This window comes from Planomonospora sp. ID67723, from assembly GCF_015711605.1.
Classification (GTDB): Bacteria; Actinomycetota; Actinomycetes; order Streptosporangiales; family Streptosporangiaceae; genus Planomonospora_A.
Genome location: NZ_JABTEZ010000001.1, coordinates 2,673,926 through 2,695,399, shown reverse-complemented (window position 1 = coordinate 2,695,399; position 21,474 = coordinate 2,673,926). Strand labels below are relative to the sequence as shown.

The 21,474-nt window shown below is 72.5% G+C and carries 18 protein-coding genes; 10 read left to right on the top strand and 8 right to left on the bottom strand.

Annotated features, from left to right (window positions below; all coding sequences use genetic code 11):
- Positions 1 to 155 precede the first annotated feature (155 nt).
- The 4 genes from HS041_RS12745 to HS041_RS12730 form a co-directional block, all read right to left on the bottom strand.
- Entirely contained in the window at positions 156 to 2,198 is a 2,043-nt protein-coding gene (locus HS041_RS12745) for a carbohydrate binding domain-containing protein (protein ID WP_230878535.1), read from the bottom strand.
- Between the two features lie 91 nt (positions 2,199 to 2,289).
- Complete coding sequence (locus tag HS041_RS12740) at positions 2,290 to 3,735, bottom strand: carbohydrate-binding protein (RefSeq protein WP_196440676.1); 1,446 nt, start codon at positions 3,733 to 3,735, stop codon at positions 2,290 to 2,292.
- Positions 3,736 to 3,743: 8 nt separating this feature from the next.
- The gene (locus HS041_RS12735) at positions 3,744 to 5,333 is read right to left on the bottom strand and encodes a chitinase (RefSeq protein WP_196440675.1); all 1,590 of its coding nucleotides are present in this window, start codon (positions 5,331 to 5,333) and stop codon (positions 3,744 to 3,746) included.
- Positions 5,334 to 5,919: 586 nt separating this feature from the next.
- The gene (locus HS041_RS12730; protein WP_196440674.1) at positions 5,920 to 6,591 is read right to left on the bottom strand and encodes a nitroreductase family protein; all 672 of its coding nucleotides are present in this window, start codon (positions 6,589 to 6,591) and stop codon (positions 5,920 to 5,922) included.
- Positions 6,592 to 6,772: 181 nt separating this feature from the next.
- On the opposite strand from HS041_RS12730, the gene HS041_RS12725 reads away from it, so the two are divergent.
- The 5 genes from HS041_RS12725 (at position 6,773) to HS041_RS12705 (ending at position 11,440) form a co-directional block, all read left to right on the top strand.
- Positions 6,773 to 7,246, top strand: coding sequence for an Lrp/AsnC family transcriptional regulator (locus HS041_RS12725; RefSeq protein WP_196440673.1), 474 nt, complete (start codon positions 6,773 to 6,775; stop codon positions 7,244 to 7,246).
- A 74-nt stretch (positions 7,247 to 7,320) separates the two neighbouring features.
- Positions 7,321 to 7,968: a leucine efflux protein LeuE gene (gene leuE, locus HS041_RS12720; RefSeq protein ID WP_196440672.1), complete on the top strand. Its 648-nt coding sequence runs from the start codon at positions 7,321 to 7,323 to the stop codon at positions 7,966 to 7,968.
- Positions 7,969 to 8,120: 152 nt separating this feature from the next.
- Complete coding sequence (locus HS041_RS12715; protein ID WP_196440671.1) at positions 8,121 to 8,756, top strand: VC0807 family protein; 636 nt, start codon at positions 8,121 to 8,123, stop codon at positions 8,754 to 8,756.
- A 156-nt stretch (positions 8,757 to 8,912) separates the two neighbouring features.
- Entirely contained in the window at positions 8,913 to 10,115 is a 1,203-nt protein-coding gene (locus HS041_RS12710; protein ID WP_196440670.1) for a sensor histidine kinase, read from the top strand.
- Between the two features lie 77 nt (positions 10,116 to 10,192).
- Positions 10,193 to 11,440, top strand: coding sequence for a PP2C family protein-serine/threonine phosphatase (locus tag HS041_RS12705; protein ID WP_307845257.1), 1,248 nt, complete (start codon positions 10,193 to 10,195; stop codon positions 11,438 to 11,440).
- A 103-nt stretch (positions 11,441 to 11,543) separates the two neighbouring features.
- On the opposite strand, the gene HS041_RS12700 is transcribed toward HS041_RS12705, so the two are convergent.
- From HS041_RS12700 to HS041_RS12690, 3 genes are all read right to left on the bottom strand, one after another.
- Positions 11,544 to 12,506 (bottom strand): hypothetical protein, encoded by a 963-nt coding sequence (locus HS041_RS12700; protein ID WP_196440669.1) that lies wholly within the window; start codon positions 12,504 to 12,506, stop codon positions 11,544 to 11,546.
- 90 nt (positions 12,507 to 12,596) lie between these two features.
- Complete coding sequence (locus tag HS041_RS12695) at positions 12,597 to 13,298, bottom strand: response regulator (RefSeq protein ID WP_196440905.1); 702 nt, start codon at positions 13,296 to 13,298, stop codon at positions 12,597 to 12,599.
- A complete protein-coding gene (locus tag HS041_RS12690; protein WP_196440668.1) occupies positions 13,295 to 14,551 on the bottom strand; it encodes a sensor histidine kinase in 1,257 nt (418 codons plus the stop codon). The genes HS041_RS12695 and HS041_RS12690 overlap by 4 nt, the downstream gene beginning before the upstream one ends.
- A 254-nt stretch (positions 14,552 to 14,805) precedes the next feature.
- Between HS041_RS12690 and HS041_RS12685 the strand changes: the two genes are divergently transcribed.
- The 5 genes from HS041_RS12685 to HS041_RS12665 all read left to right on the top strand — a co-directional run bounded on the left by HS041_RS12685 (position 14,806) and on the right by HS041_RS12665 (position 19,827).
- Entirely contained in the window at positions 14,806 to 15,438 is a 633-nt protein-coding gene (locus HS041_RS12685) for a DedA family protein (protein ID WP_196440667.1), read from the top strand.
- Between the two features lie 192 nt (positions 15,439 to 15,630).
- The gene (locus HS041_RS12680; RefSeq protein ID WP_196440666.1) at positions 15,631 to 16,461 is read left to right on the top strand and encodes a DMT family transporter; all 831 of its coding nucleotides are present in this window, start codon (positions 15,631 to 15,633) and stop codon (positions 16,459 to 16,461) included.
- 50 nt (positions 16,462 to 16,511) lie between these two features.
- Positions 16,512 to 17,759 carry a glycosyltransferase gene (locus HS041_RS12675; protein WP_196440665.1) on the top strand — a complete coding sequence of 416 codons (1,248 nt, stop codon included), beginning with the start codon at positions 16,512 to 16,514 and terminating at the stop codon, positions 17,757 to 17,759.
- Positions 17,756 to 18,517, top strand: a complete 762-nt coding sequence (locus tag HS041_RS12670; protein ID WP_196440664.1) for a DUF998 domain-containing protein — start codon at positions 17,756 to 17,758, stop codon at positions 18,515 to 18,517. Before HS041_RS12675 ends, HS041_RS12670 begins: the two co-directional genes overlap by 4 nt.
- A gap of 377 nt (positions 18,518 to 18,894) precedes the next feature.
- Positions 18,895 to 19,827 (top strand): acyl-ACP desaturase, encoded by a 933-nt coding sequence (locus HS041_RS12665; protein ID WP_196440663.1) that lies wholly within the window; start codon positions 18,895 to 18,897, stop codon positions 19,825 to 19,827.
- 224 nt (positions 19,828 to 20,051) lie between these two features.
- On the opposite strand, the gene HS041_RS12660 is transcribed toward HS041_RS12665, so the two are convergent.
- The gene (locus HS041_RS12660) at positions 20,052 to 21,266 is read right to left on the bottom strand and encodes an MFS transporter (protein ID WP_196440662.1); all 1,215 of its coding nucleotides are present in this window, start codon (positions 21,264 to 21,266) and stop codon (positions 20,052 to 20,054) included.
- Positions 21,267 to 21,474: the final 208 nt, after the last annotated feature.

The following is a 21,474-nucleotide window of genomic DNA, read 5'->3' as shown; positions in this document are numbered from 1 at the left end:
GTCACGAGCGAACAACCACTCGAACGCCGAAACGAGACCTCCCTCCCAGGTTCCGGCCGCCGTCCGGCGCAGGGCGGAGCGGCGGGAGTGGCCCGGTCCGGATCGCGGCGGGGCCTCGCCGCCGGGAGTCCGTCTCTCCCGGCGGCGAGGGGTTCTCAGCCGAGCCTGTCGAGGTAGGCCCGGTGGTTGCGGGAGAACTCGAAGCCGTTGTACTTGTCCCAGTTGATCGACCAGGTCATCAGGCCGCGGAGGTTCGGGTAGACCCCCTTCGGCTTGTACGGCCCGCAGTTCACTCCCTTGGCGAGGCAGTCGAAGGCCTTGTGCACCTCGGCCACCGTGGTGAAGCCGTTGCCGGCCCAGGGCGCGGCGGGCAGGCCGATGGCGACCTGTTCCTGCCGCAGGGCGGGGAAGACGTTGTTCGGGTTGCCCATGATCGGGAAGCCCGCGAGCAGCATGTCGGTCATGGCCACGTGGAAGTCGTGCGTGCCCATGGTGTGGAACTGGTCGTCCAGGCCCTTGATCGGCCCGGAGTTGTAGTCCTGGACGTGCAGCAGGGTCAGGTCGTTCCGCATCGCGTGGATGACGGGCAGGTAGGACGCGGCCCTCCGGTCGGCGGCGCCGTTCGGGCCGGGGCCGTAGAACTGGTAGCCGAGCTGGACGAAGAACGTCTCCGGAGCCATGGTCAGCACGAACTTCGCACCGTACCTGGCCTTGAGCGTCTTCAGCGCGGCGATCAGGTTGACGATCACCGGGGTGGTCGGGTTGCTCAGCGAGGTGTCGCCGTTGTCGAGGTAGAGCGAGTGACCCTCGAAGTCGATGTCCAGCCCGTCGAGGCCGTACCTGTCGATGATGGCGCTCACCGAGCGCACGAACGCGTCGCGTGCGGCGGCGGTGGTGAGCTGGACCTGGCCGTTCTGGCCGCCGATCGAGATCAGCACCTTCTTCCCCGCGGCCTGCTTGGCCTTGATCGCCGCGGTGAAGTCCGCCTCGGACTCGACGTTGGGGCACTCGGTCGCCGGGCACCGGGTGAACCGGATGTCCCCGGAGGTCACCGAGGTGGGCTCGCCGAAGGAGAGGTTGATGACGTCCCACTCGCCGGGCACGTCGGCCATCCGGACGTAGCCGGAGCCGTTGGCGAACGAGGCGTGCAGGTAACCGACCAGGAGCCGGCCGCCCGCCGGCGGGTCGCTCACGGTCCTCACCGTGACGGTGTTGGAGGCGCCGGACTCGACGCCGGTCTGGTGGAAGGCCTTGACGTGGTACGCGTAGGTGCCGGCGGCGGGTGTGTTGTCGGTGTGGGCGGCGCCCGTCACCGTGGCGACCTTGGCGCCGTCCCGGTAGACGGTGTAGCCGGTCGCCCCCGCCGAGGCGTTCCACTTCAGCGCGACGCTCAGGCCGCCGACGCCGCCGGTCAGGCCGGTCGGGGCGGGCGGGGGCGGGGGCTGGTCGTTGCCGACCGTCACCGGGACCGCCGCCGACCTGGGCGACTCGCCTGCCGCGTTGGAGGCGGTCACCTGGTAGTCGTAGGTGCCGGGCTGCGGGTTCTCGGTGTGGGCGGTGCCGGTGACCGTGGCGACCTTGGCGCCGTTGCGGTAGACGGTGTAGCCGGTCGCCCCCTCGACGGCGTTCCACTTCAGCGTGGCCGTGGTGACGGTCCCCGTGCCGGTCAGGCCGGTCGGCGCGGGCGGGGCCTGTCCCGCGCCGGGCGGGCCGTCCAGCACGATGTCGTCGGCCTGGTAGGCGCCCTGGCCGTACCAGCCGTTGACGTGGATCGTCACGGAGGTCGTGGCGGCGCCCGTGGTGAAGGTCCGGCTCAGCTGGGTGTAGGCCGACGGCGAGGACGCCCAGGTGCTGGTGTCGGTCGTCCCGGTGCCGCTCGCGCCCAGGAAGACGTACCCGCCGCGTACCCACGCCGACAGCGAGTACGACGAGTTCGGCTTGACCGGCACGACCTGTGAGCAGCGGGCGGTGTCGGACCCGGCCGGGGTGGCCTGCAGCGCCTTGGAGCCGCCGTGCACCGGCGAGGAGACCGCCGTCGCGCCCGACGACGCCGAGCACGTCCACCCGGTCAGCCCGTCCTCGAAGCCGGGGTTGGCGGTGATGTTCGCGGCGTGCGCGGGCGTGGCGGCGAGCATCGCCCCGCCCAGCGCCAGGACGGCGACCGCCGCCAGCCGCATCCGTGCCGATCGTTGGTTCATGACCTGCCTCACGAGGCTCAGTTGGGGGGTGTCGTGGGATGTCACGCGCGTACGGCCCGCGCCCCGGACCGCGGGGCGCGGGCCGTACCGGCTAGAAGCCTGCGGTGATCTTGGTGAACTCCCAGTCGGCCTGGGCGATGCCGCTGCAGTTGGAGGTCACGCCGCCGCCCGGGCAGGGGCGGTCGCGGTTGACCGACCAGTAGGCCAGGCGGGTCAGGCCCTTGGACCTGGCCCAGTTCGTGATCTGCTGCCAGGTCGCCGGGGAGGTCAGCTCCTGCTGGTCGGACAGGCCGTTCATGCCGGAGATGCCCATGCGGGCGTAGGCCTGCGCGTCGGTCCAGCTGTTGGCGGACTTCAGCGCGTTCTTCAGGCCTTCGGCGGCGTTGACGGTGTCGGTGTAGATGTTCGAGCTGCCGAAGTCGAACGGCATGATCGTGTAGTTGTCGATCGGCACGCCCAGCGCCTTGGCCTGGTTGATCAGGCGGAGGCCGTGGGAGTTCGGGCCGGTGCGGGTGGTGCCGAAGGTCACGACGACCTTGACGTTCGGGTTGTTCGCCTTGACGATCTTCAGGCCGTTGAGGATGCGGTCCTGGACGGTGTAGTTCTCGAACTCGTCGGTGTTCTCGATGTCGAAGTCGACCACCGCGGGTCCGACGGCGTTGATCACCTGCTGCACGGCGCCGGCGAAGGCGGCCGGGGTGGAGCAGTTCGGGCCGAGCTTGTTGCCGCTCCAGCCGCCGAAGGAGATCTGCACGCTGCCGCCCGCGGCCTTGATCTGCGAGATCGCCTGGGCGTCGGCGCCGCCGGTCAGCGGCCGGTTGCCGTCCCAGGCGGGGGTGCAGCCGCCGCTGGACAGGATGAACGCCATGGTGAAGGACTTGACCCCGGTGGCGCTCATGACGCTGGACGGGCTCGGCGGGTTGCCCCAGCCCATGTAGAGGTACGGCGCGCCGGGCATCTTGCCGGGCGGCTGCGGGTCGACGCAGCCGGTGGTGGTGCCGGTGACCTGGCTGCTGGCGACCGACTCGCCCTGCGTGTTGTAGGCCTTGACGGTGTAGGTGTGGGTGGTGCAGGTGCCCAGGCCGGAGATCGTGGCGCCGGTCCCGGTGACCTGGGCCCGCTGGCTGGTGCCCTCGTAGACGCGGTAGCCGGTCACCGTGCCGGAGGACGCGCCCCACCTCAGGGAGATCGAGGAGTCGGTCGCGCCGGTGACCGACGGGGCGCCGGGCTGGCCGGGCGCCCCGGGCTGGCCGCCGCCGGAGGCGACCTTCCACAGGGCCGGGACGTTCGGCGGCTCCCAGCCGGGCTGGGAGGTGTGGCTCTGGAGGGCCTCGTACTCGACGCCGTTGTGACTGACCCGGGTGCCGGCGGAGTAGGCCGTCCAGGCCTGCCACGCCGGGGCGGCGAACACGGCTGCCGTCCGGGGTGCGGCGGTGGCGGCCGTGGCCCCGGTGGCCGCGGTGGCCGCGGTGGTGAGGCCGGCGGAGGTCACCGCCACGGCGGCGAGTACGGCGAAGGCCGTTCGACGTAGTCTCATGATCATTCCTAGGGGAGGGTGGCGAGGTGCGGCTTGACGGTCTTGGAGAAGTTCCAGTTGTTCGAGGCGTCCCAGTTGATCGACCAGGTCATCGCCCCGCGGATGCCGGGGTAGGCGCGCGGCGGCACGAAGCTGCCGCAGTTGGTCCGGGTGGCCAGGCAGGTCAGCGCCTGGTTCACCAGGGCGGGGGCCACGATCCCGCCGCCGGCGGCGCCGGGCCCGGCGGGCAGGCCGAGCGCGACCTGGTCGGGACGGAGGCCGTTCTCGAGCTGGATGCAGGCCAGCGCGGTCATGAAGTTGACCGTGCCTTGCGAGTAGGCGGCCATCTGGTCGCAGCCGAGCATGGAGCCGGAGTTGTAGTACTGGGTGTGGACGACGGTGAGGATGTCCTTGATGTTCAGCGCGAGCTTGAAGTACTCCGCGCCGGTCGACTGCATGTCGATGGTCTGCGGGGCCATCGTGATGATCAGGTTCGCGCCCGCCTTGGCGCGCAGCGCCCGCAGCGCCTGGCCCATGTAGGTGGCGTTGAGGCCGTTCTCCAGGTCGATGTCCACGCCGTCGAAGCCGTACTGCTGCATCAGCCCGTGGACGGTGTCGGCGAACGTCGCCGCCGCCGTGGCGCTGGCCACCTGCACCCGGCCGAGTTCGCCGCCGACGGAGAGGATGACCTTCTGGCCGCGTGACTGGAGGGTCTTGACGTCGGCCTTGAACTGGGCGTCGGTGTAGCCGCCGAGGGAGGCCGACAGGCCCGGGTCCACGCCGAAGACGACCTCGCCGGGGGTGGCGGTGGCCTCGCCGAAGGAGACGGCGACCAGGTCGTAGGCGGCCGGCACCGCCGAGAGCTTCAGTTCGACGGCGGCGTTGTCGAAGTTGTGCCAGTAGCCGGTGAGGAAGTGCTTGGGCAGCGGGCTCGGCGCGCAGCCGGTGGTGGTGGCGGTCGCCTCGGCGCTGGCGGGCGACTCCCCTTCCGCGTTGTAGGCCCTGACGGTGTAGGTGTGCGTCTCGCAGTCGCCCAGTCCGGAGACCGTGGCGCTGGTCCCGGTCACGGTCGCCTTGACCGCGGTGCCCTCGTAGACGCGGTAGCCGGTGACGGTCCCGCTGGAGGCGGTCCAGGACAGCGCGATGCTCCTGCTGCCGCCGGTCGCGATCGGGGTGCCGGGCTTGCCGGGCAGCACGGGATCGGTCGGGCCGTCGCCGCCGCCGCAGTCGGCCCCGTTGAGTTTGCAGCCGGCCGGTACGGCCGCCGCCCCGCCGGGCGAGCCGAGGAAGCCGAAGGTCACGCTGGCCCCGGGGGCGAGGGTGCCGTTCCAGCCGACGTTGGAGAAGGTGAAGTGCTGCCCGCTGCGGGTCAGGGTCGCGTCCCAGAAGGAGCCGACGCCCACTCCCGCCGGGAGGTCGAACTCGACCTTCCACGAGCTGATCGTGGAGGCGGTCCCGTTCTTGATCGTGTACCTGCCCTCGAAGCCGGAACCCCAGTCACCGACCTTCGTGAAGGTGGCGGTGGCGGAGCCGGCGGCCTGGGCGGGGGGAGCGACCGGTGCGGTCAGGAGGAGTGCCGTCAGGGCGACGAGAGATCGGGAGATGAGACGGGATTTCACATTGACCTCGTGAACTCTGGTGGGGGGTGGCCGTACGGCTTGCGCCTTGCGGGGGTGCTCCCCGGGGTGCGGGGAGGGCAGGCGCAAGCCGTACGACGAGGAGGGCACGCTCCCGCCTGCAGGAACGGCGGGAGGGTGCCGTGGATCGGCGCGGACCGCAGGTCAGCGCGGGCGGCCCGCCGCTCCCGTGCCGGCCTGGCGGCGGGTGGCCCACGCGGGGGCGCCCGGGGCGGAGGGCCTGCCGGCGAAGCTTGCAGGGCCCGTCAGACCGGGTAAAGGGAGGGGACGTCGCATGATCGCTCCCGTGAAGGAGGAAAGAGGGGGGTGTGAGGCGTCCAGGTGGCCGGGCCTCGGGCGGCGACGGTTCTCGTCTTTGAGTTTCCGCAGCTCAATGTCTGTAGAGATGGATTCGAACGGGCCATGGAGACTCCCATTCGGAATTTCTTTTAGGAAAGTTTCCTAAGAGTTGTCGCGATCGTAGCCTTGACATGAGCCGCTCACAAGGCCCAAAAACTTCGGCTTTCAACGAACCTGACGGGCACGTTCCAGGTCCGCGCGCCCCGCCGCCGCCGGTCTCCCGCCCGCCCTAGCCGATCACCTGCGAGAACGGTTTGCGGACCAGATCGGGGACCTCCGCGTCGGGAGCGGCATAGCCGACGGGGAACAGGATGTAGGGCCGCTCGTTGCCCGGCCGCCCGCAGATCTCGCTCAGGAACGCCATCGGGTTGGGCGTGTGCGTGAGTGTGGACAGGCCCATCGTGTGCAGCGCCGCGATGAGGAACCCGCAGGCGATGCCGACGCTCTCGTTGACGTAGTAGTGCTTGACCCGGGTGCCGTCCGGGCGGAGGCCGTACTTCTCCGCGAAGCACACCACCAGCCACGGCACCGTCTCCAGGTAGCCCTTGTCGGAGCCGGTCTCCAGCGGAGCCAGGGCCTCGCGCCACTCCGGCGTCAGCCGCCCGCCCTCGTAGTTGCGCCGCTCCTCGGCCTCGGCGGCCTGCCTGATCCGCCGCTTCGTCTCCGGATCACCGATGATCACGAACTTCCACGGCTGCTGGTGGGCCCCGGACGGCGCGGTGCCGGCCGTCCTGACCGCCAGCTCGACGCACTCGCGGGGGACCGGCTCGTCGCTGAAGAAGCGCACGCTGCGGCGGGTGTCCAGGTGCTCGTAGAACTCCCGGCCCCGGGCGATCATCTCCGGCTCGGGGTACCGGACCGGCCGGTACGGGACGAACGGGTGGGAGTGCTGCCGTGCCATGGTGGCCTCCAGAGTGCGCGGGTGCGGCCCGGAACGGATGCCCGCGTTCAGGCACGACCGGGAACGGGTGGCGGATGTGCAGGCGTAGTCTGGGCCGCACCGGCAGACCGGGCAACACCCTGGCCGTTTCGCTGCCGGATCGGCAGTGCCGGCCACGGCCCCCAGTCCGGAGGTGGACAGATTGGCAGCCCGGAGGAACGGCCTGGACGATCTCGACCGCAGGCTGCTCCACCTGATCCGCGAGCGCCCCCGGACCGGCCTGCTGGAGATCGCCCGCCTCCTCGGCGTCGCCCGGGGCACGGTCTCGGCCCGGCTCGACCGGATGGTCGCCGACGGCGTGATCACCGGCTTCGGCCCGAACCTCTCCCCCAGCGCCCTCGGCTACCCGGTCCAGGCCTTCACCACGCTGGAGGTCGAGCAGGGCTCCCGCGCGGACATCTCCGCCGCGCTGGCCGCGATCCCCGAGGTGCTGGAGGCGCACATCGTCACCGGCCCCGGCGACGTCTGGTGCCGCCTCGCCGGCCGCGACCACGAGCACGTCCAGCAGGTCATCGACCGCGCCCTGGCGATCCCCGGCGTACGGCGCAGCAGCACCGTGATCACGCTGTCCACCGTGGTTCCCCACCGCGTCCAGCCCCTGGCCGACCTCGCCTGACAGCCCTCCGGACCGGCGAAGCACCTGGTGGGGGTACCGTGGACCAGGATCCCCTTTGCCCCCAGGAGCACCATATGTTCTTTGGCGTCATCGACATCTGGACCTATGTGGCCGGTGCGTTCTTCATCATCCTGCTGCCCGGCCCCAACTCCCTGTACGTGCTCACCACCGCCGCCCGGCGCGGGGTGCGGCAGGGGTACCTCGGGGCGGCCGGGGTGTTCGTCGGCGACACGGTCCTGATGGCCCTCGCGGCGGCCGGGGCCGCCGCGGTGCTGAAGACCAACGTGGTGCTGTTCACGGTCGTGAAGTACGCCGGGGCGGCCTACCTGGCGTGGATGGGGCTGCAGATGCTGCGCGGCGCCTGGCGCTCGTGGCGGGCCCCCGAGGCGCAGGCCGAGGCGGAGGCCCTGGAGGCGGCGTCGAACCCGTTCCGCAGGGCACTCATCGTCAGCCTGCTGAACCCGAAGGCGATCCTGTTCCTCATCACCTTCTTCGTCCAGTTCGTGGACCCCGGCTATGCCACGCCGGCCCTGTCGTTCCTCGTCCTGGGCACGATCCTGCAGATCTTCAGCATGCTCTACCTGACCACGCTGATCTTCGCCGGCACCTACCTGGCGGCGCAGTTCCGGCAGCGGCGCAGGCTGGCGGCCGGGCTCACCTCGGCCGCGGGCGCGCTCTTCGTCGGCTTCGGCGCGAAGCTGGCCTCCGCCACCGTCGGCTGACCCCGGACCGCTCCCCGGCCTCCGGTGACCGGCGCACTCCGGAGCAGCCCTCCCGCGAGCCCGTCACCGGTCCCCGGCATGTCTGGTCGTCCCTCTCCGGGGTAGGCGCGAACTCCCAGCGCCGGTCGTTTCGCCGTCCCGTGGAGCCACATGTGAACCACCAGCCCTTCGCCCTCCCCCGCCTCACCGTGCTCGCCCGGCAGGCGGCACCGCGGCTCCTGGAGGGCGTCGTCGCCCCGCTGGCCGTCTTCTACGCCGCGCTGGCCGCGCTGGGGGAGAACGGCGCGATGATCGCCGCGGCCGCCTGGGTGTACACCGGGATAGGGTGGCGGCTCGTCCGACGCGTCCGGGTACCCGCGACGATGTTCCTCGCCGCCCTCGCGATCACCCTCCGCACGATGATCGGGCTCTGGTCCGGGAGCACGGTGGTCTTCTTCCTCCAGCCCGAGCTGGGCACGATCTGCATCAGCATGGTCTTCCTCGCCTCGGTACGGCTGCGCCACCCGCTGGTGCAGAAGCTGACGCTCGACTACGTCCACCTGCCCTCGGCGGTGCTGCGCAACGAGCGGGTCCGCCGGTTCTTCGCCCGCATCACCCTGCTGTGGGCCTTCGTCCTGCTGGCCAACTCCACGGTGAGCATCTGGCTGCTGCTCCACCAGTCGATCGGCACCTATCTGCTGATCCGCACCTCGGCCGTGGCCGCGATCACCGGGACCGCCGCGGCCTTCTCCGTCTGGGCCTTCCGCCGGGTCCTGCGCCGCCTGCAGCACGATCCCGCCGCCGCCTGACCTCGCGCACCGGGGCCGGTCCCCGGCGGACCGGCCATCATGGGGTGCTTTTTACCCGCCGGACCGTGCCTGCGGCGCTCCCCCGCTCCCTCAGGGGGAATGGGAATGCTCTACGGAGACGCAGGGCGGGGGTGAGCGGCGATGGGGCAGGGACCAGTGCCTCCCGACCCAGCCCGACGGCGGGAGGAGCTCGACGAGCTGGGGGCGCTGGAGCCGGTGCACGAGCCGCGTTACGACGCCGTCGCCGATCTGGCCGCGCAGCTCTGCCAGGCTCCGATGGCGCTGGTCAACCTCCTCGGCGCCGACGACCAGCACGTCAAAGGACGCGCGGGACGTCCCGCGTCCGGCATCGAGCGGCTGCCCTTCTGCCCCCACGCCGTCACCGGCCCGCAGGTGCTGGAGGTGCACGACGCGCTGGCCGACCCTCGTTTCCGCGACGACCCGGTGGTGGTGGGAGAGCCGCACGCGCGGTTCTACGCCGGCGCACCGGTGGTCGGCAGCCGCGGTCAGGCACTCGGCACGGTCTGCGTGCTGGACCAGCGTCCACGCCGGTTGACCGCCGGGCAGCGCCGTGCGCTGGCCGAGCTGGCCGACTACGCCGCCGACCTGCTGCGGCTTCGCCACTACGCCGGCCTGTCCGGCCAGGCGGCCCGGCAACTGCAGGACGCCGAAGAGCTCAAGCAGCGGTTCCTGCGCACCGTCAACCACGAGCTGCGCACCCCGCTGACCGCGATCAGCAGCTACCTGCAGCTGATCCAGGACGGCGACCTGGACGAGGCCACCGAGCAGGAGTTCCTCGGTGTGATCGAGCGCAACAGCGACCGCATCCTGCACCTGATCGACGAGCTGCTCCTGCTGTCCAGCCTCACCGCCCGCACCGCCCCCTTCCACCCGGCCCGCGTCGACCTGACCGAACTGGCCCGCCACGCGGTCGTCGACGCCCTCGGCAAGGCCTGGAACAACAGCGTGACCCTCACCCTGCACTCCAGGAACGAGGTGACGGCGTGGGCCGACGCCAGACGGGTGGACCAGGCGCTCACCCAGTTGCTGGACAACGCGATCAAATTCACACCGTCCGGAGGGGCGGTCGACGTCACCGTCCTGGACCGGCCCGCCCCCACGGTGGAGATCCGCGACACCGGCATCGGCATCGGCGCCGATGACCTGCCCCATGTCTTCGAGGACTTCTACCGCGCCCCCGAGGCCGAGGAGAACGCGATCGGCGGCACCGGGGTGGGCCTGGCCATCGTGAAGGAGGTCATCCGGATGAACCGCGGCGATGTGCGGATCGAGAGCGAACCGGGCGACGGAGTCCACGTACGCCTGGTGCTGCCCAGCCCTCCGCCGGATTCTCCGTGAACCCCGCAGCCGATCCGGTGATGCCGACGGCACCGGCACAGGCAGGAGAGACGTCAGGACGAGGAAGGAGCGCTCCGGTGGAAAGCGGCGGTGAGCGGATGCTGGGCGGCCTGCTGTCCGCCAACCACCTGGCCTCCCTGGAGGACCTGCCGGGCCTGGTCGCCGAGCACGCCGGGCTCGTCGGCTTCTCCCAGACGATGCTGTACGTGGTCGACCTGCAGGAGCAGTTCCTCGTGCCGGTCCCCGGCCAGCAGGACGAGGACGGCAGGCCCCTGGAGCGCATCCGCATCGACACCACCATGGCGGGACGGGCCTTCCGCAACCTGGAGATCGTCCAGGTCCGCACCACCGATGATTCCTCCGGCGCCGAAGCCCTGACACCGGCCGGGGGCGAGGGGCCGCGGCGGCTGTGGGTGGCGTTGCTGGACGGCACCGAGCGCCTCGGCGTGATGGCCGTGACCGTGCCCGCGGACGACGAGATCACCAGGTGGCGGGCCGGCCAGCTGGCCTCCCTGATCTCCCTGCTGCTGGCCGCCAAGCGCTCCTTCAGCGACACCTACGCGCGGCTGGTGCGCACCCAGCCGATGCAGCTGTCGGCCGAGGTGCTGTGGACTCTGATGCCGGCCCGGACCTTCGCCAACGAGCGGGTGATCGTCAGCGCCGCTCTGGAGCCGGCCTACGTCGTGGGCGGGGACGCCTTCGACTACAGCCTCGCCGGTGACGTCCTCCATCTGTCGATCTTCGATGCCATGGGGCACGACACCGCCGCGGGCCTGACGGCCACCATCGCGATGGGCGCGTGCCGCAACCACCGCCGCCAGGACGCCGACCTGCCGGCGATCAGCGAGCGGATCGACGCGGCCATCGCCGAGCAGTTCGGCGGCGCCCGGTTCGCCACCGGGATCCTGGCCGATCTGGACACCCGAACCGGCCTGCTGACCTGGGTCAACCGGGGCCACCATCCGCCGCTGGTGCTGCGGAGCGGACGCGTGGTGGCCACGCTGGAGACGGAGCCGGACCCGCCGATGGGCTTCGGGCTGGGCGTGTTCGCCGAGCCCGCCCGTTACCAGCTCGAACCCGGCGACCGGCTGCTGTTCTACACCGACGGCGTCATCGAGGCCAAGAGCCCCGACGGCGAGCTGTTCGGCCTGGAGCGCTTCGCCGACTTCGTCATCCGCCGCGAGGCCGACGGCATGGCGGCTCCCGAAACCCTGCGCCGGCTGATCCACACCCTCCTGGAGCACCAGCAGGACCGGCTCCAGGACGACGCCACCGTCCTGATGGCCGAGTGGCGCACCCAGCGGCACTACCGGCTCACCCTGTGACGGGCCGTACGGCGGACACCTGCGGACCGGGCTCCGGGGCACGGCCCGGCGGCGGCCGCCCCGAGACGGGTCCCCTCCCGGCCTCCGCGCCCCGGCGCCGGGGTCATCGAGCCCGAGCGGCGCGCCCGGCGAGGGCGAAGATCCCCGACAGGCCGACGACGGCCCCCGTGAGGAGGGTGAACAGGGTGACGAGGTCGACCATGCCGCGGTCGCCACCGGAGTTCAGGGGGCTCGGCGTCAGGGTGATGATCATCCCGTAGAGGGACCAGGCGAACATCGCGCCCGAGCCGATCCAGGCGAGTGTCACCGGCACCCAGAGCGGCCGCGCCGAGCGGCCGCGGACGATCATCAGCAGTCCCGCCGCCGCCGCGACGGGCAACGCCGCGTTGATGCCGATGTTCAGGTAGAAGGCGAAGGAACGGCGGGCGACCGTCTCGGCGGGCAGGCCGTAGGTCACGCCGAGGAGCCAGGCGAGGTTGATGGTCGACAGGACTCCGGCGACGGCCACGGTGCCCCGGGCGACGAAGGACTGCACTTCCCGCGTCGCGCTCGCCGTGTCGTCGGAGGTTCGCAGGGTGAACACCCAGGGCCAGCGGCGGCGCGCGTGGTACTGGAAACCGATCATGAGACCGAGCCCCTGGCAGCAGAAGCCGGTGTAGACGACGAGGTAGACCCAGCCGGCCACGGGCCCGCCCGGCGGGAGGAGCGGCGTCCCGCTCAGCACGCCGACCAGGCTGCTCAGCGGGGCCTGGACGAGGATCGTGGACAGCAGGCCGGTCCCGACCCAGATGGGCAGCAGGACCAGCCCGGCCGGGATCCGCCGTCCCCAGGGCCGGACGAAGGCGATCGCGATGAGCAGCGCGACGACGTCCATGCTGAAGGTGAGCAGGTTGAGGCCGAAGAAGCCGCTGTCCTCCAGGACCTCGGGATCGTTGATCCCGAGAGAGCCGCCGGTCAGCCAGATGACCTTGAGGGTGAGATAGGGGAGCATGCCCGCGGCGGCCACCGCACTCGCCGTCAGGCGGAGCGCTCCCGTCCGGGCGTCGTCGATCAACTGCGTGGTCATGATCCGACCCTCCCGTCCCCGGTCTCCCCGCCCCTCCCGCCGTGAGGGGAACCGTCTCCCCCGCACGGGGGAGATCGGTTCCGGCGGTCCCTACGAGGCGGGCCCGTACGGCTGTCCGCTTCCCGTGCCCGGGGCGCTGTCGGGGGCGAGCATGCCGGCTTCGTAGGCGAGGATCGCCGCCTGGACGCGGTTGCGTGCGTCCAGGCGGGTGAGGATCGCGCTCACGTGGGCCTTGACGGTGCCCTCGACCAGGTGCAGCCTGCGGGCGATCTGGGCGTTGGACAGCCCGGCCCCGACCAGGGCGAGGACGTCGCGCTCGCGGGGGGTGAGGACGGAGACCCGGTCGCGGGCCGCCGCCGCACGGGACATCCGGCCGCCGGTCAGCTCGGTGATGACCCGGTGGGCGACGCGCGGGGACAGGTAGGCGGCGCCCTCGGCGACGGCGCGGATCCCGGCCAGCAGCTCGCGCGGGTCCCCGGACTTGAGCAGGAACCCGCTCGCCCCCTCCCCCAGCGCCCGGGCGATGTACTCGTCCTCGCCGAACGTGGTCAGCATCAGCACACCGGTCCCCGGTACGGCCCTGCGCAGTTCGGCGACCGCCGCCAGGCCGTCCAGCCGGGGCATGCGGATGTCGAGCAGGACGACGTCGGGGCGGTGCGCGAGCGCCAGGTCGACCGCCTCCCGCCCGTCGCCCGCCTCGGCGACCACCTCGATCTCCGGGTCGGCGGCCAGGATGGCCCGGACACCGGCCCGGATCATGGTCTCGTCGTCGGCCAGCAGCACCCGGATCATCCGGCCCCGCCCTCCCACGAGACGGCTCCGCCCGAAAGGGGGAGGGCGCTTCCCCCGCCGGGAACGGCTCCGCCCTGGCGGGGGAAGCGCGCCACGACCCGGAAGCCGTCCGGGCCGGGAGCCGCCTCGAACGTTCCTCCGGCGAGCCGGACCCGCTCGCGCAGCCCGATCAGGCCCATGCCTCCCCCGGCGGCGCGGGCGACCGGGGCGGCCGGAGCACGGCTGGTCACGGCCACCGCGATCCCACCGGTGCCGCCGAGCACCTCGACCGTCACCGGGGCGCCGGGGGCGTGCTTGGCGGCGTTGGTCAGCGCCTCCTGGACGACCCCGCAGGCCGTACGGTCCCGCAGTCCCCCCTCTCCGCGCAGTTCCACCCGCATCCCCGAGTCCCTCGCCCTGTCCACGATCTCCACGACGCTCTCCCGGGAGGGGGCCAGCGGCGGCGCTTCCCCCTCGCGGAGCACGCCGATGGTCCGGCGCAGGCGCTCGGTGGTCTCGGCCGCGGCGGCGCGCAACTCCCCGGCGGCCCTGCGATGGCGCTCGTCGAGGTCGGGCGCCACCTCCAGGGCGGCGGCGCGCAGCGCGATGAGGGCCAGGTCGTGCCCGATCGAGTCGTGCATGTCCTGAGCGATCCGGTTGCGCTCGCGCAGTCCCGCCTGGGCGGCGACCAGTTGCCGCTCGCGCGTCCGCGCCTCGGCGCGCTGCCGCACGAGCAGGCCGGTCCCCCACGGCAGGACCGCGCTGAACAGCATCCCGGACAGGGCGGGGATCCAGAACGCCGACACCGGCGAGCCCGGCTCCGGGGGCCAGGCGACGGCCACGGCGGTGCCCGCCGCCAGGATCGCCGCGTAGGCCAGCGCGGCGGGCCACACGGCGGCCGCCCGGCGGCCGGACAGGTAGCTGAAGACGACGACCGCGAGTGTGAACCCGTTCAGCGGGGCCAGCTTCACCTGCTCGTCGAGTCCCCACAGCGTCGCGGTGGCCACGCCCTCGCCCAGGTCCATCGACCCCGCCGCCAGGACGGCCAGCGCCACGGCCAGCGGCGCCCGGCGGCGGGCGAGCACGGCCGCCGCCAGGAACACCGCCCCCGCCACCGCCGCCCACGCCTCCGTCCGGCCGTCGACCGGCCCCCACCACGGGGGGACCGGCGGGACGGGAAGCATCACGAAGGACAGGACCGCCCAGAGGAGCAGGTCCCCTCCCGCCCGTCGAACCGGCGAGCCGGAGGGCCTGCGCCCACGATTTCTGATCACCCTGCGACGGTACAAGCCCGCCTGGACCCCGCCCTCCGCCGCCGGTAACGGCCGGCCCCCGACGAAAGTAGGGGGTCGCTGCGGCCGTTGGTGTGATGTCCGGAAGACGGCAGAATTCCTACGGTTCACATGACGGGTCCCTGAGGGATCTCAGGGGCGCGCCCCGCGGACTTCGGGGATCTTCCCGATGTCCTGAGATCGCCGGGCCGTCACCGTGCTGTAGAGATTCCCCCGAGCCCCATGGAGCCCCGGTCATGACGCAGGCCATCCTCGACGCGGTCCAGCAGGCGATGTCCTCGCCGTGGATCTATCTCGCGCTGTTCGCGCTGGCGATGCTCGACGGGTTCTTCCCGATCGTGCCCGCCGAGACGTCCGTGATCACCGCAGGCGTGTTCGCCGCCTCCACCGGCGCGCCCGACGTGGCGCTGGTGATCCTGGTGGCGGCGCTGGGAGCCTTCGCCGGTGACCACATCTCCTACGCCATCGGCCGCACCACCAACAACAGGCTGCGCAACGGCAGGCGCAGCCGCAAGGCGTTCGCCTGGGCCGAGCAGGCACTGGCGGAGAGGGGCGGGCTCGTCCTCGTGGTCGCCCGCTACATCCCCGGCGGCCGTACGGCCTGCACACTGACGATGGGCGCGGTCACCTACCCCCGCCGCTCCTTCGCCTTCTTCGACGGGATCGCCGCCGTCTCCTGGGCCGTCTACTCGGGCCTGATCGGCTACGTGGGCGGCGCGGCCTTCGAGCACGACCCGATCAAGGGCCTGCTGCTCGGACTCGGCATCGCGGTGACGATCACGGTGATCGTCGAGGTCGTCCGGTACACGCGCCGCCGCCGGGCCGTCCCCGAGGAGGGCGAGCAGCCCGCCTACGCCACCGCCGACTGACCGTCCCGGTCCGTCCGCTCCCCCGACGCAGATCTCAGGGCACTCCCACCGAAGTCAGGGAGATCCCCTATGGTTCCGGGCCTCCCCGACGCGGGACGCTGCCACTAGTTCACCGGAAGACCCCGTCCGGACGCCTCCGTGAGGCGTCGCGGTCATCTCGCCATGTCTTGATCTGCTGTGAGGGGAGTGCGCATGACCGTGCTGGCGGCCGGACTGGCGTTGCTGGGATCGCTGTTCTTCGCACTCGGCGCCGCGTTGCAGCAGTTCGAGGCGGCGGGCACGTCCGGGCCCGCCGTGCGCCGGCTGCTGCGCCGGCCCCGGTGGCTGCTGGGCGGCCTGGCGATCGGCGCGGGCACGGCCCTGCACGTCGTCGCGCTCGCCTACGGCCCGCTCACGGTGGTCCAGCCGATGGGCGTGGCCAGCCTGCTGTTCGCCCTGCCCTGCGCCGCCGCCCTGCACCGCCGCAGGATCCGGCCGGGCGAGCTCGGCGCCGCGGCCGTGATCGCCGTCGGGCTCGTCGGCCTGGTGCTGGTCGTGCCCCAGCACTCCGGCTCGCCGTACCTCGGCACCGGGGAGGCGGTGGCCCTGCTCGGGGGAGCGGCCGCCGCCGCCCTCGCCCTGTGGGCCGCCGCCCGGCGGGCCTCCCCCGCCGCGCGGGCCGTGCTGCTCGCGACGGGGGCGGGCGTGCTGTACGGCGCGACCGCGACCCTCGCCCGCGTCCTGGTCGACGGCAACCGGGAGCTCTGGTTCCTGGCGGCGGCCCCCGTGCCCGCCCTCATCGCGCTGGCCCTGCTGCAGCGCGCCTACGCCATCGGCCACTTCGGCGTCGCCTTCGCCGCCCTGCAGGTGGCCGACCCGCTGACCGCCGTCACGTTCGGCGCGCTCCTGCTCGGCGAGCCCCTGCCCACCGGCGCGACGAGTCTGCTCACCGCTCTGGCGGCGGCGGCGCTCACCGCCGCCGGGACCGTCGCCCTGGCCCGCACCACCCCGATGTCACCCGCTTCCGGCCCGGCAGCCCGATGATCCTCGACAGCCCGACGACCCCCGACAGCCCGACGAACGGAGCCCCCTCCATGGCCGTCACCGCCGCCCCCTCACCTGTCGCCGTCTCCCCTTCCGCCGCCCGCGGCGCCGCTTCCGTTCCCGGGCCTCCCGCCACCCGGCCCCGCCGGGTGCTCATCGGGACCGACACCTACCCTCCGGACGTGAACGGCGCGGCCTACTTCACCCACCGGCTGGCCCGCGGCCTGGCCGAGCGGGGCAACGAGGTCCACGTGGTCTGCGCCTCCGACACCGGCCAGGCCAGGACCGATCGCGTCGACGGGGTGACCGTGCACCGGCTGCGCTCGGCCCCGCTGCTCGTCCACCCGACCATGCGGGTCTCGGTGCCGGCCAGGCTCGACCGGTTGATCGACTCCCTCGCCCCGGACGTGGTCCACGTGCAAGGGCACTTCGTGGTCGGCCGCGCGGCGATCGCGGCCGCCCGGCGCGGGGGCCTCCCGGTGGTGGCGACCAACCACTTCATGCCCGACAACCTCTTCCAGTTCGCCCACATCCCCGAGCGGCTCCGCGACCGCGCGGGCGAGCTCGCCTGGCGCGACTTCAACCGGGTCTTCTCGCGGGCGGACCGGGTGACCACGCCGACCCGGATCGCGGCCGGGCTGCTCACGGACAAGGGGTTCGCCCCGCCGGTGGAGCCGGTCTCGTGCGGCATCGACCTCGGCCGGTTCCAGCCCCGGGCGGAGCCCAGGATGTGGGCGCGCAAGGCGTTCGACCTGCCCGACCGGGAGACCGTGCTGTTCGTCGGCAGGCTGGACGAGGAGAAGCGGCTGGACGAGCTCGTCCGCGCCCTGCCGTACATCCTCAACGGCAGTGACGCCCAGCTCGCGCTGGTCGGCACCGGCGGGCAGCGGGCCGCGCTGGAACGGCTGGCGCGGCGCATCGGGGTCGGCGACCACGTGTTCTTCCTGGGGTTCGTTCCCGACGAGGAGCTCCCCCAGGCCTATGCCGCCGCCGACGTCTTCGCCATGCCGGGCGTGGCCGAGCTGCAGAGCATCGCCACGCTGGAGGCCATGGCCACCGGGCTGCCGGTGGTCGCCGCCGACGCGATGGCCCTGCCCCACCTGGTCCGCCCCGGTGAGAACGGTCACCTGTTCCGGCCCGGCGACGTCCAGGAACTGGCCCGGCATCTGACCGGCCTGCTCGCCTCGCCGGGCCTGCGCGCCGTCATGGGCGCGGCGAGCCGCGCGATCGCGCTCACCCACGACCACCAGGCATCCCTGGCCCGGTTCGAGGAGATCTACCGGGAGGTGGCCCGATGAGCGGTGCGGACTCGAGCCGGGGCCCGGAGCCGGTCTGGCGCGGGCTCGGCATGGGCGGGGCGGTGCTCGCCCTGCTGGCGATGGCCTGGGTGCACCTGGCCGCGGGTGGCGCGGTGGACCCGATGACGGGCCTGATCAGCGACTACGCGCTGCTGGACGACACCGCCTGGGCCCTGGTCGGCGGCACGCTCGCGCTGGCGGCCGGCTGCCTGTGGACCGCGTACGGCCTGGCCAGGACGGATCCGGCCGGCAGCGCGGCGGCCCGGGTGCTGCTGGTGGCCTCGGCGCTGGGCCTGCTGCTGACCGCGTCGTTCCCCACCGACGCCGCACCCGGGGTCGTCTCGATCACCGGGGAGATCCACCGCTGGTCGGCGGCCGTGGTGTTCACCGCGCTGCCGTGCGCGGGCCGGCTGCTCGGGCGCCGCTCCGGCGACGCCGTGCTCTCGGCGGTGAGCGTGCTCTCGGTGCTTCTGCTGGCGGCGTTCCTAGCGGCCCACCCCGGCTCGCTGACCGCGGATCTGATCGACGGCCCCGCCTACTACGGCCTGGTCGAACGCCTGCTGATGCTCTCCGAGATCGTGCTGGTCCTCCTGGCCGCCCGCGGCGTGGGCGTTCAGCACGGCCAGGGCGTGGTCGGCCGTCTCCTCCAGCGACCTGCCGGCGCCGGTGAGCTCGGCCCCGGCGTGGCGGCCGCCGCCCAGCCGGGCGCGGACGGCCTCCAGCATCAGCGCGAGCCGCTCGGCCTCGGCTCCGTATGAGTCACCCGGTGACGCCCGCCGCAACGTCGCGGCGAGCGTCACCGCGGCCTCGTCCATGCCTGTCCGGACGAGCAGCGGGACGAGGTTGCGCAGCGCGATCGCGATCAGCGTGCGGTTGCCGACCCGGCGCCAGTGCGCGATCGTCTCCCGGAACAGCTACGGAGTGCGCGGGCACAGGTCGTGGGGGCCGGGCCGGAGCCCGCCGCGACCACGCACTGATACGGGTTCGGCGGATCTCCGTTCCCCACGAGCGGCACCGCCACAAGTGGGAACACCACAAACCTGACGGCAATAAATAGGGCCAATCACACTTACGGGAGGAGGATTTACCTACGTTAACGTAGGTTACGGTTGCGTAGACTGCGAGGGAGAGCCTTATGCGAGAGTTCAGCCAGACCGAGCTGCTGCACGAGCTTGAGCCCGTCGTGGCGGGCGAGTTGGACCGGCACCTCAAGGTGGCCAAGGAGTGGTTCCCGCACGAGTACGTCCCGTGGTCCGAAGGCCGTGACTACGACGGCGTGTTCGGCGGCGAGGCCTGGGCCGAGACCGACTCGACCATCCCGGAGGAGGCGCGGATCTCCCTCATCGTCAACCTGCTGACCGAGGACAACCTCCCCAGCTACCACCACGAGATCGCCACCACCTTCGGCCGTGACGCGGCGTGGGGCACGTGGGTCCACCGCTGGACGGCGGAGGAGGGCCGGCACGGCACCGCCATCCGCGACTACCTGACGGTCACCCGGGCGGTCGACCCGGTCGCCCTGGAGCGGGCCCGGATGACCCACATGGGCGAGGGCTTCACCAACTCCTACGAGGGCGTGCTGCACTCTCTGGCCTACGTCTCGTTCCAGGAGCTGGCCACCCGCATCTCGCACCGCAACACCGGCAAGGCCTCCGGGGACCCGAACTGCGAACGGCTGCTCGCCAAGATCGCCGCCGACGAGAACCTGCACATGCTCTTCTACCGCAACCTGCTCAACGCGGCCTTCCAGCTCACCCCGGGTCAGACCATGCGCGCCGTCACCGACGTGGTCACCACCTTCCAGATGCCCGGCACCGGCATCGAGGGCTTCACCCGCAAGGCGATGATCATCGCCAACGCCGGCATCTACGACCTGCGCCTGCACCTCGACGACGTGCTCATGCCGGTGCTGCGCCAGTGGGCCGTGTTCGACATGAAGGACCTCGACGCCGACGGCGAGAAGGCCCGCGACGAGCTCGCCGAGTTCCTCGCCCGCATGGAGACCACCGCCTCCCGCTTCGTCGAGCGCCGCGAGGCCCGGCGTGCCGCCCAGGCCGCCCGCGCCTGACGCTCTCCGGGGCGGCGGGAACGGACGCCCCCTTCTTCCCGCTCCGGGGCAGCCGCGATCGGCTGCCCCGGAGCGGGTCGACGGCACTCACCCCGAGTGGCGCCTCCGCCCGGTGGGAGGACCCGCACTGGCCCGGCCACCGCTACTGAGCCGTCACCCGCCGCGAATTCCTGCACGCGGCCTCCTCGAAGCCGCACGACGGCGTCGGCGTCGCGGGACGGCCTTCAGGCCGTGGCCAGCTCGCGGTCCGGGGAGGTCTCGGCCGCGGGCCTCAGGCTGGACAGGAAGGAGAGGACGAGCAGGGCGGCGAGACCGGTGGTGACCGGAGGGACGAGGAAGGCGAGGGTCGAGCCGAAGCGGTCCACGAGCTGGCCGGCGACGGCGGCGCCGGTGGCGATGCCCAGTCCGGTCGCGCCGTTGAGCCAGGTGAACGTCTCGGTCCTGACCTCGGCCGGGACCAGCCGCTCGACCAGGGTGTAGCCGGTGATCACGGCCGGGGCGATCACGAATCCGGCGACGGCCGCGGCGCCGTACAGCAGGGGGATGGATCCGGCGAAGGTCAGCGCGACCGTCGCGGCGGAGAGCAGGGTGACGGCGGCCAGCAGCCGGGCCGCGATCCCTGCCCGCCAGCGGACGACGCCGTAGACGAGGCCCCCGGCGAGGCTGGCGCCGGAGAACGTCGCGTAGATCGGCCCCGCCGCACCGGCCAAGCCGAGGGCCGCGGTGGTGGAGGTGATGCCGACCTGGAGGCTGCCGAAGACGGTGCCGATCGCGACGAAGGCGGCCGCGAGCACGGCCACGCCGCGCAGCCGGAGCACCCCGTTGTGGGAGCGGATCCGGACCGGCATCGGCTCGGGAGCGCCCGCGCGGACCGCGGCGAACGCCACCGTGCCCGCCACGACCATGACCAGCGCCGCCGAGAGCGCCCAGACCGGCGAGAACCCGGTCGAGACGGCCACCAGCAGCACCGGGGCGAGGGTGAAGGTCAGCTCGTCGGTGATCGACTCCAGCGCGAAGGCCGTACCGAGCCGCTCCGAGCGGCCGAGCAGGTGCGCCCAGCGGGCCCGGACCATGGACCCGACCTGCGGCATCGAACCGCCGGCCAGCGCCGAGAGGGCCACCAGCACCGCGGCCGGAGCCTGCGCCGAGGCCAGCGCCAGCAGGGCGCCCAGCGCGACGGCGTGGACGGCGACCTGCGGGAGCAGCACCCTCGCCTGGCCGTACCGGTCGGCCAGCCGCCCGGTCTGCGGACCGACCAGCGCCTGCGTCACCGCGGCGGCCGCCGAGGCGATGCCCGCGGCGCCGTACGATCCGGTGGACCAGTGCACCAGCAGCAGGACGCCGAGCTGCAGCATCGCGTACGGCAGGCGGGCGAGGAAGGCGGGGGCGAGGAAACGCCAGGCGCCGGGAGAGCCGAGCGCGGCGAGATATGACTTCAACGGGTCTCCGTCCGAGTCCAGACGGAGCGCTGCCCGGTCCGGGAGCGCACCGTCGTGGTGGGCTTCGACCGGGGTAGATACCGCTTATAGCGGCCGCCGTGCGGTCATCGCATGCGTCCGTTCAGAACGCACCAACGCGCTATCTTATGCCACGAATCGGACTTGACTTTCCTCACGTCCCACCACCCGGGTCCCCGCGCCGCCCCCG

Excerpts from the sequence above, each read along its gene's own strand:
- HS041_RS12745 (WP_230878535.1), bottom strand. The coding sequence starts at position 2,198 with ATGAACCAACGATCGGCACGGATGCGGCTGGCGGCGGTCGCCGTCCTG.
- HS041_RS12740 (WP_196440676.1), bottom strand. The coding sequence starts at position 3,735 with ATGAGACTACGTCGAACGGCCTTCGCCGTACTCGCCGCCGTGGCGGTG.
- HS041_RS12730 (WP_196440674.1), bottom strand. The coding sequence starts at position 6,591 with ATGGCACGGCAGCACTCCCACCCGTTCGTCCCGTACCGGCCGGTCCGG.
- leuE (WP_196440672.1), top strand. The coding sequence starts at position 7,321 with ATGTTCTTTGGCGTCATCGACATCTGGACCTATGTGGCCGGTGCGTTC.
- HS041_RS12700 (WP_196440669.1), bottom strand. The coding sequence starts at position 12,506 with ATGACCACGCAGTTGATCGACGACGCCCGGACGGGAGCGCTCCGCCTG.
- HS041_RS12695 (WP_196440905.1), bottom strand. The coding sequence starts at position 13,298 with ATGATCCGGGTGCTGCTGGCCGACGACGAGACCATGATCCGGGCCGGT.
- HS041_RS12685 (WP_196440667.1), top strand. The coding sequence starts at position 14,806 with ATGACGCAGGCCATCCTCGACGCGGTCCAGCAGGCGATGTCCTCGCCG.
- HS041_RS12680 (WP_196440666.1), top strand. The coding sequence starts at position 15,631 with ATGACCGTGCTGGCGGCCGGACTGGCGTTGCTGGGATCGCTGTTCTTC.
- HS041_RS12675 (WP_196440665.1), top strand. The coding sequence starts at position 16,512 with ATGGCCGTCACCGCCGCCCCCTCACCTGTCGCCGTCTCCCCTTCCGCC.
- HS041_RS12670 (WP_196440664.1), top strand. The coding sequence starts at position 17,756 with ATGAGCGGTGCGGACTCGAGCCGGGGCCCGGAGCCGGTCTGGCGCGGG.
- HS041_RS12665 (WP_196440663.1), top strand. The coding sequence starts at position 18,895 with ATGCGAGAGTTCAGCCAGACCGAGCTGCTGCACGAGCTTGAGCCCGTC.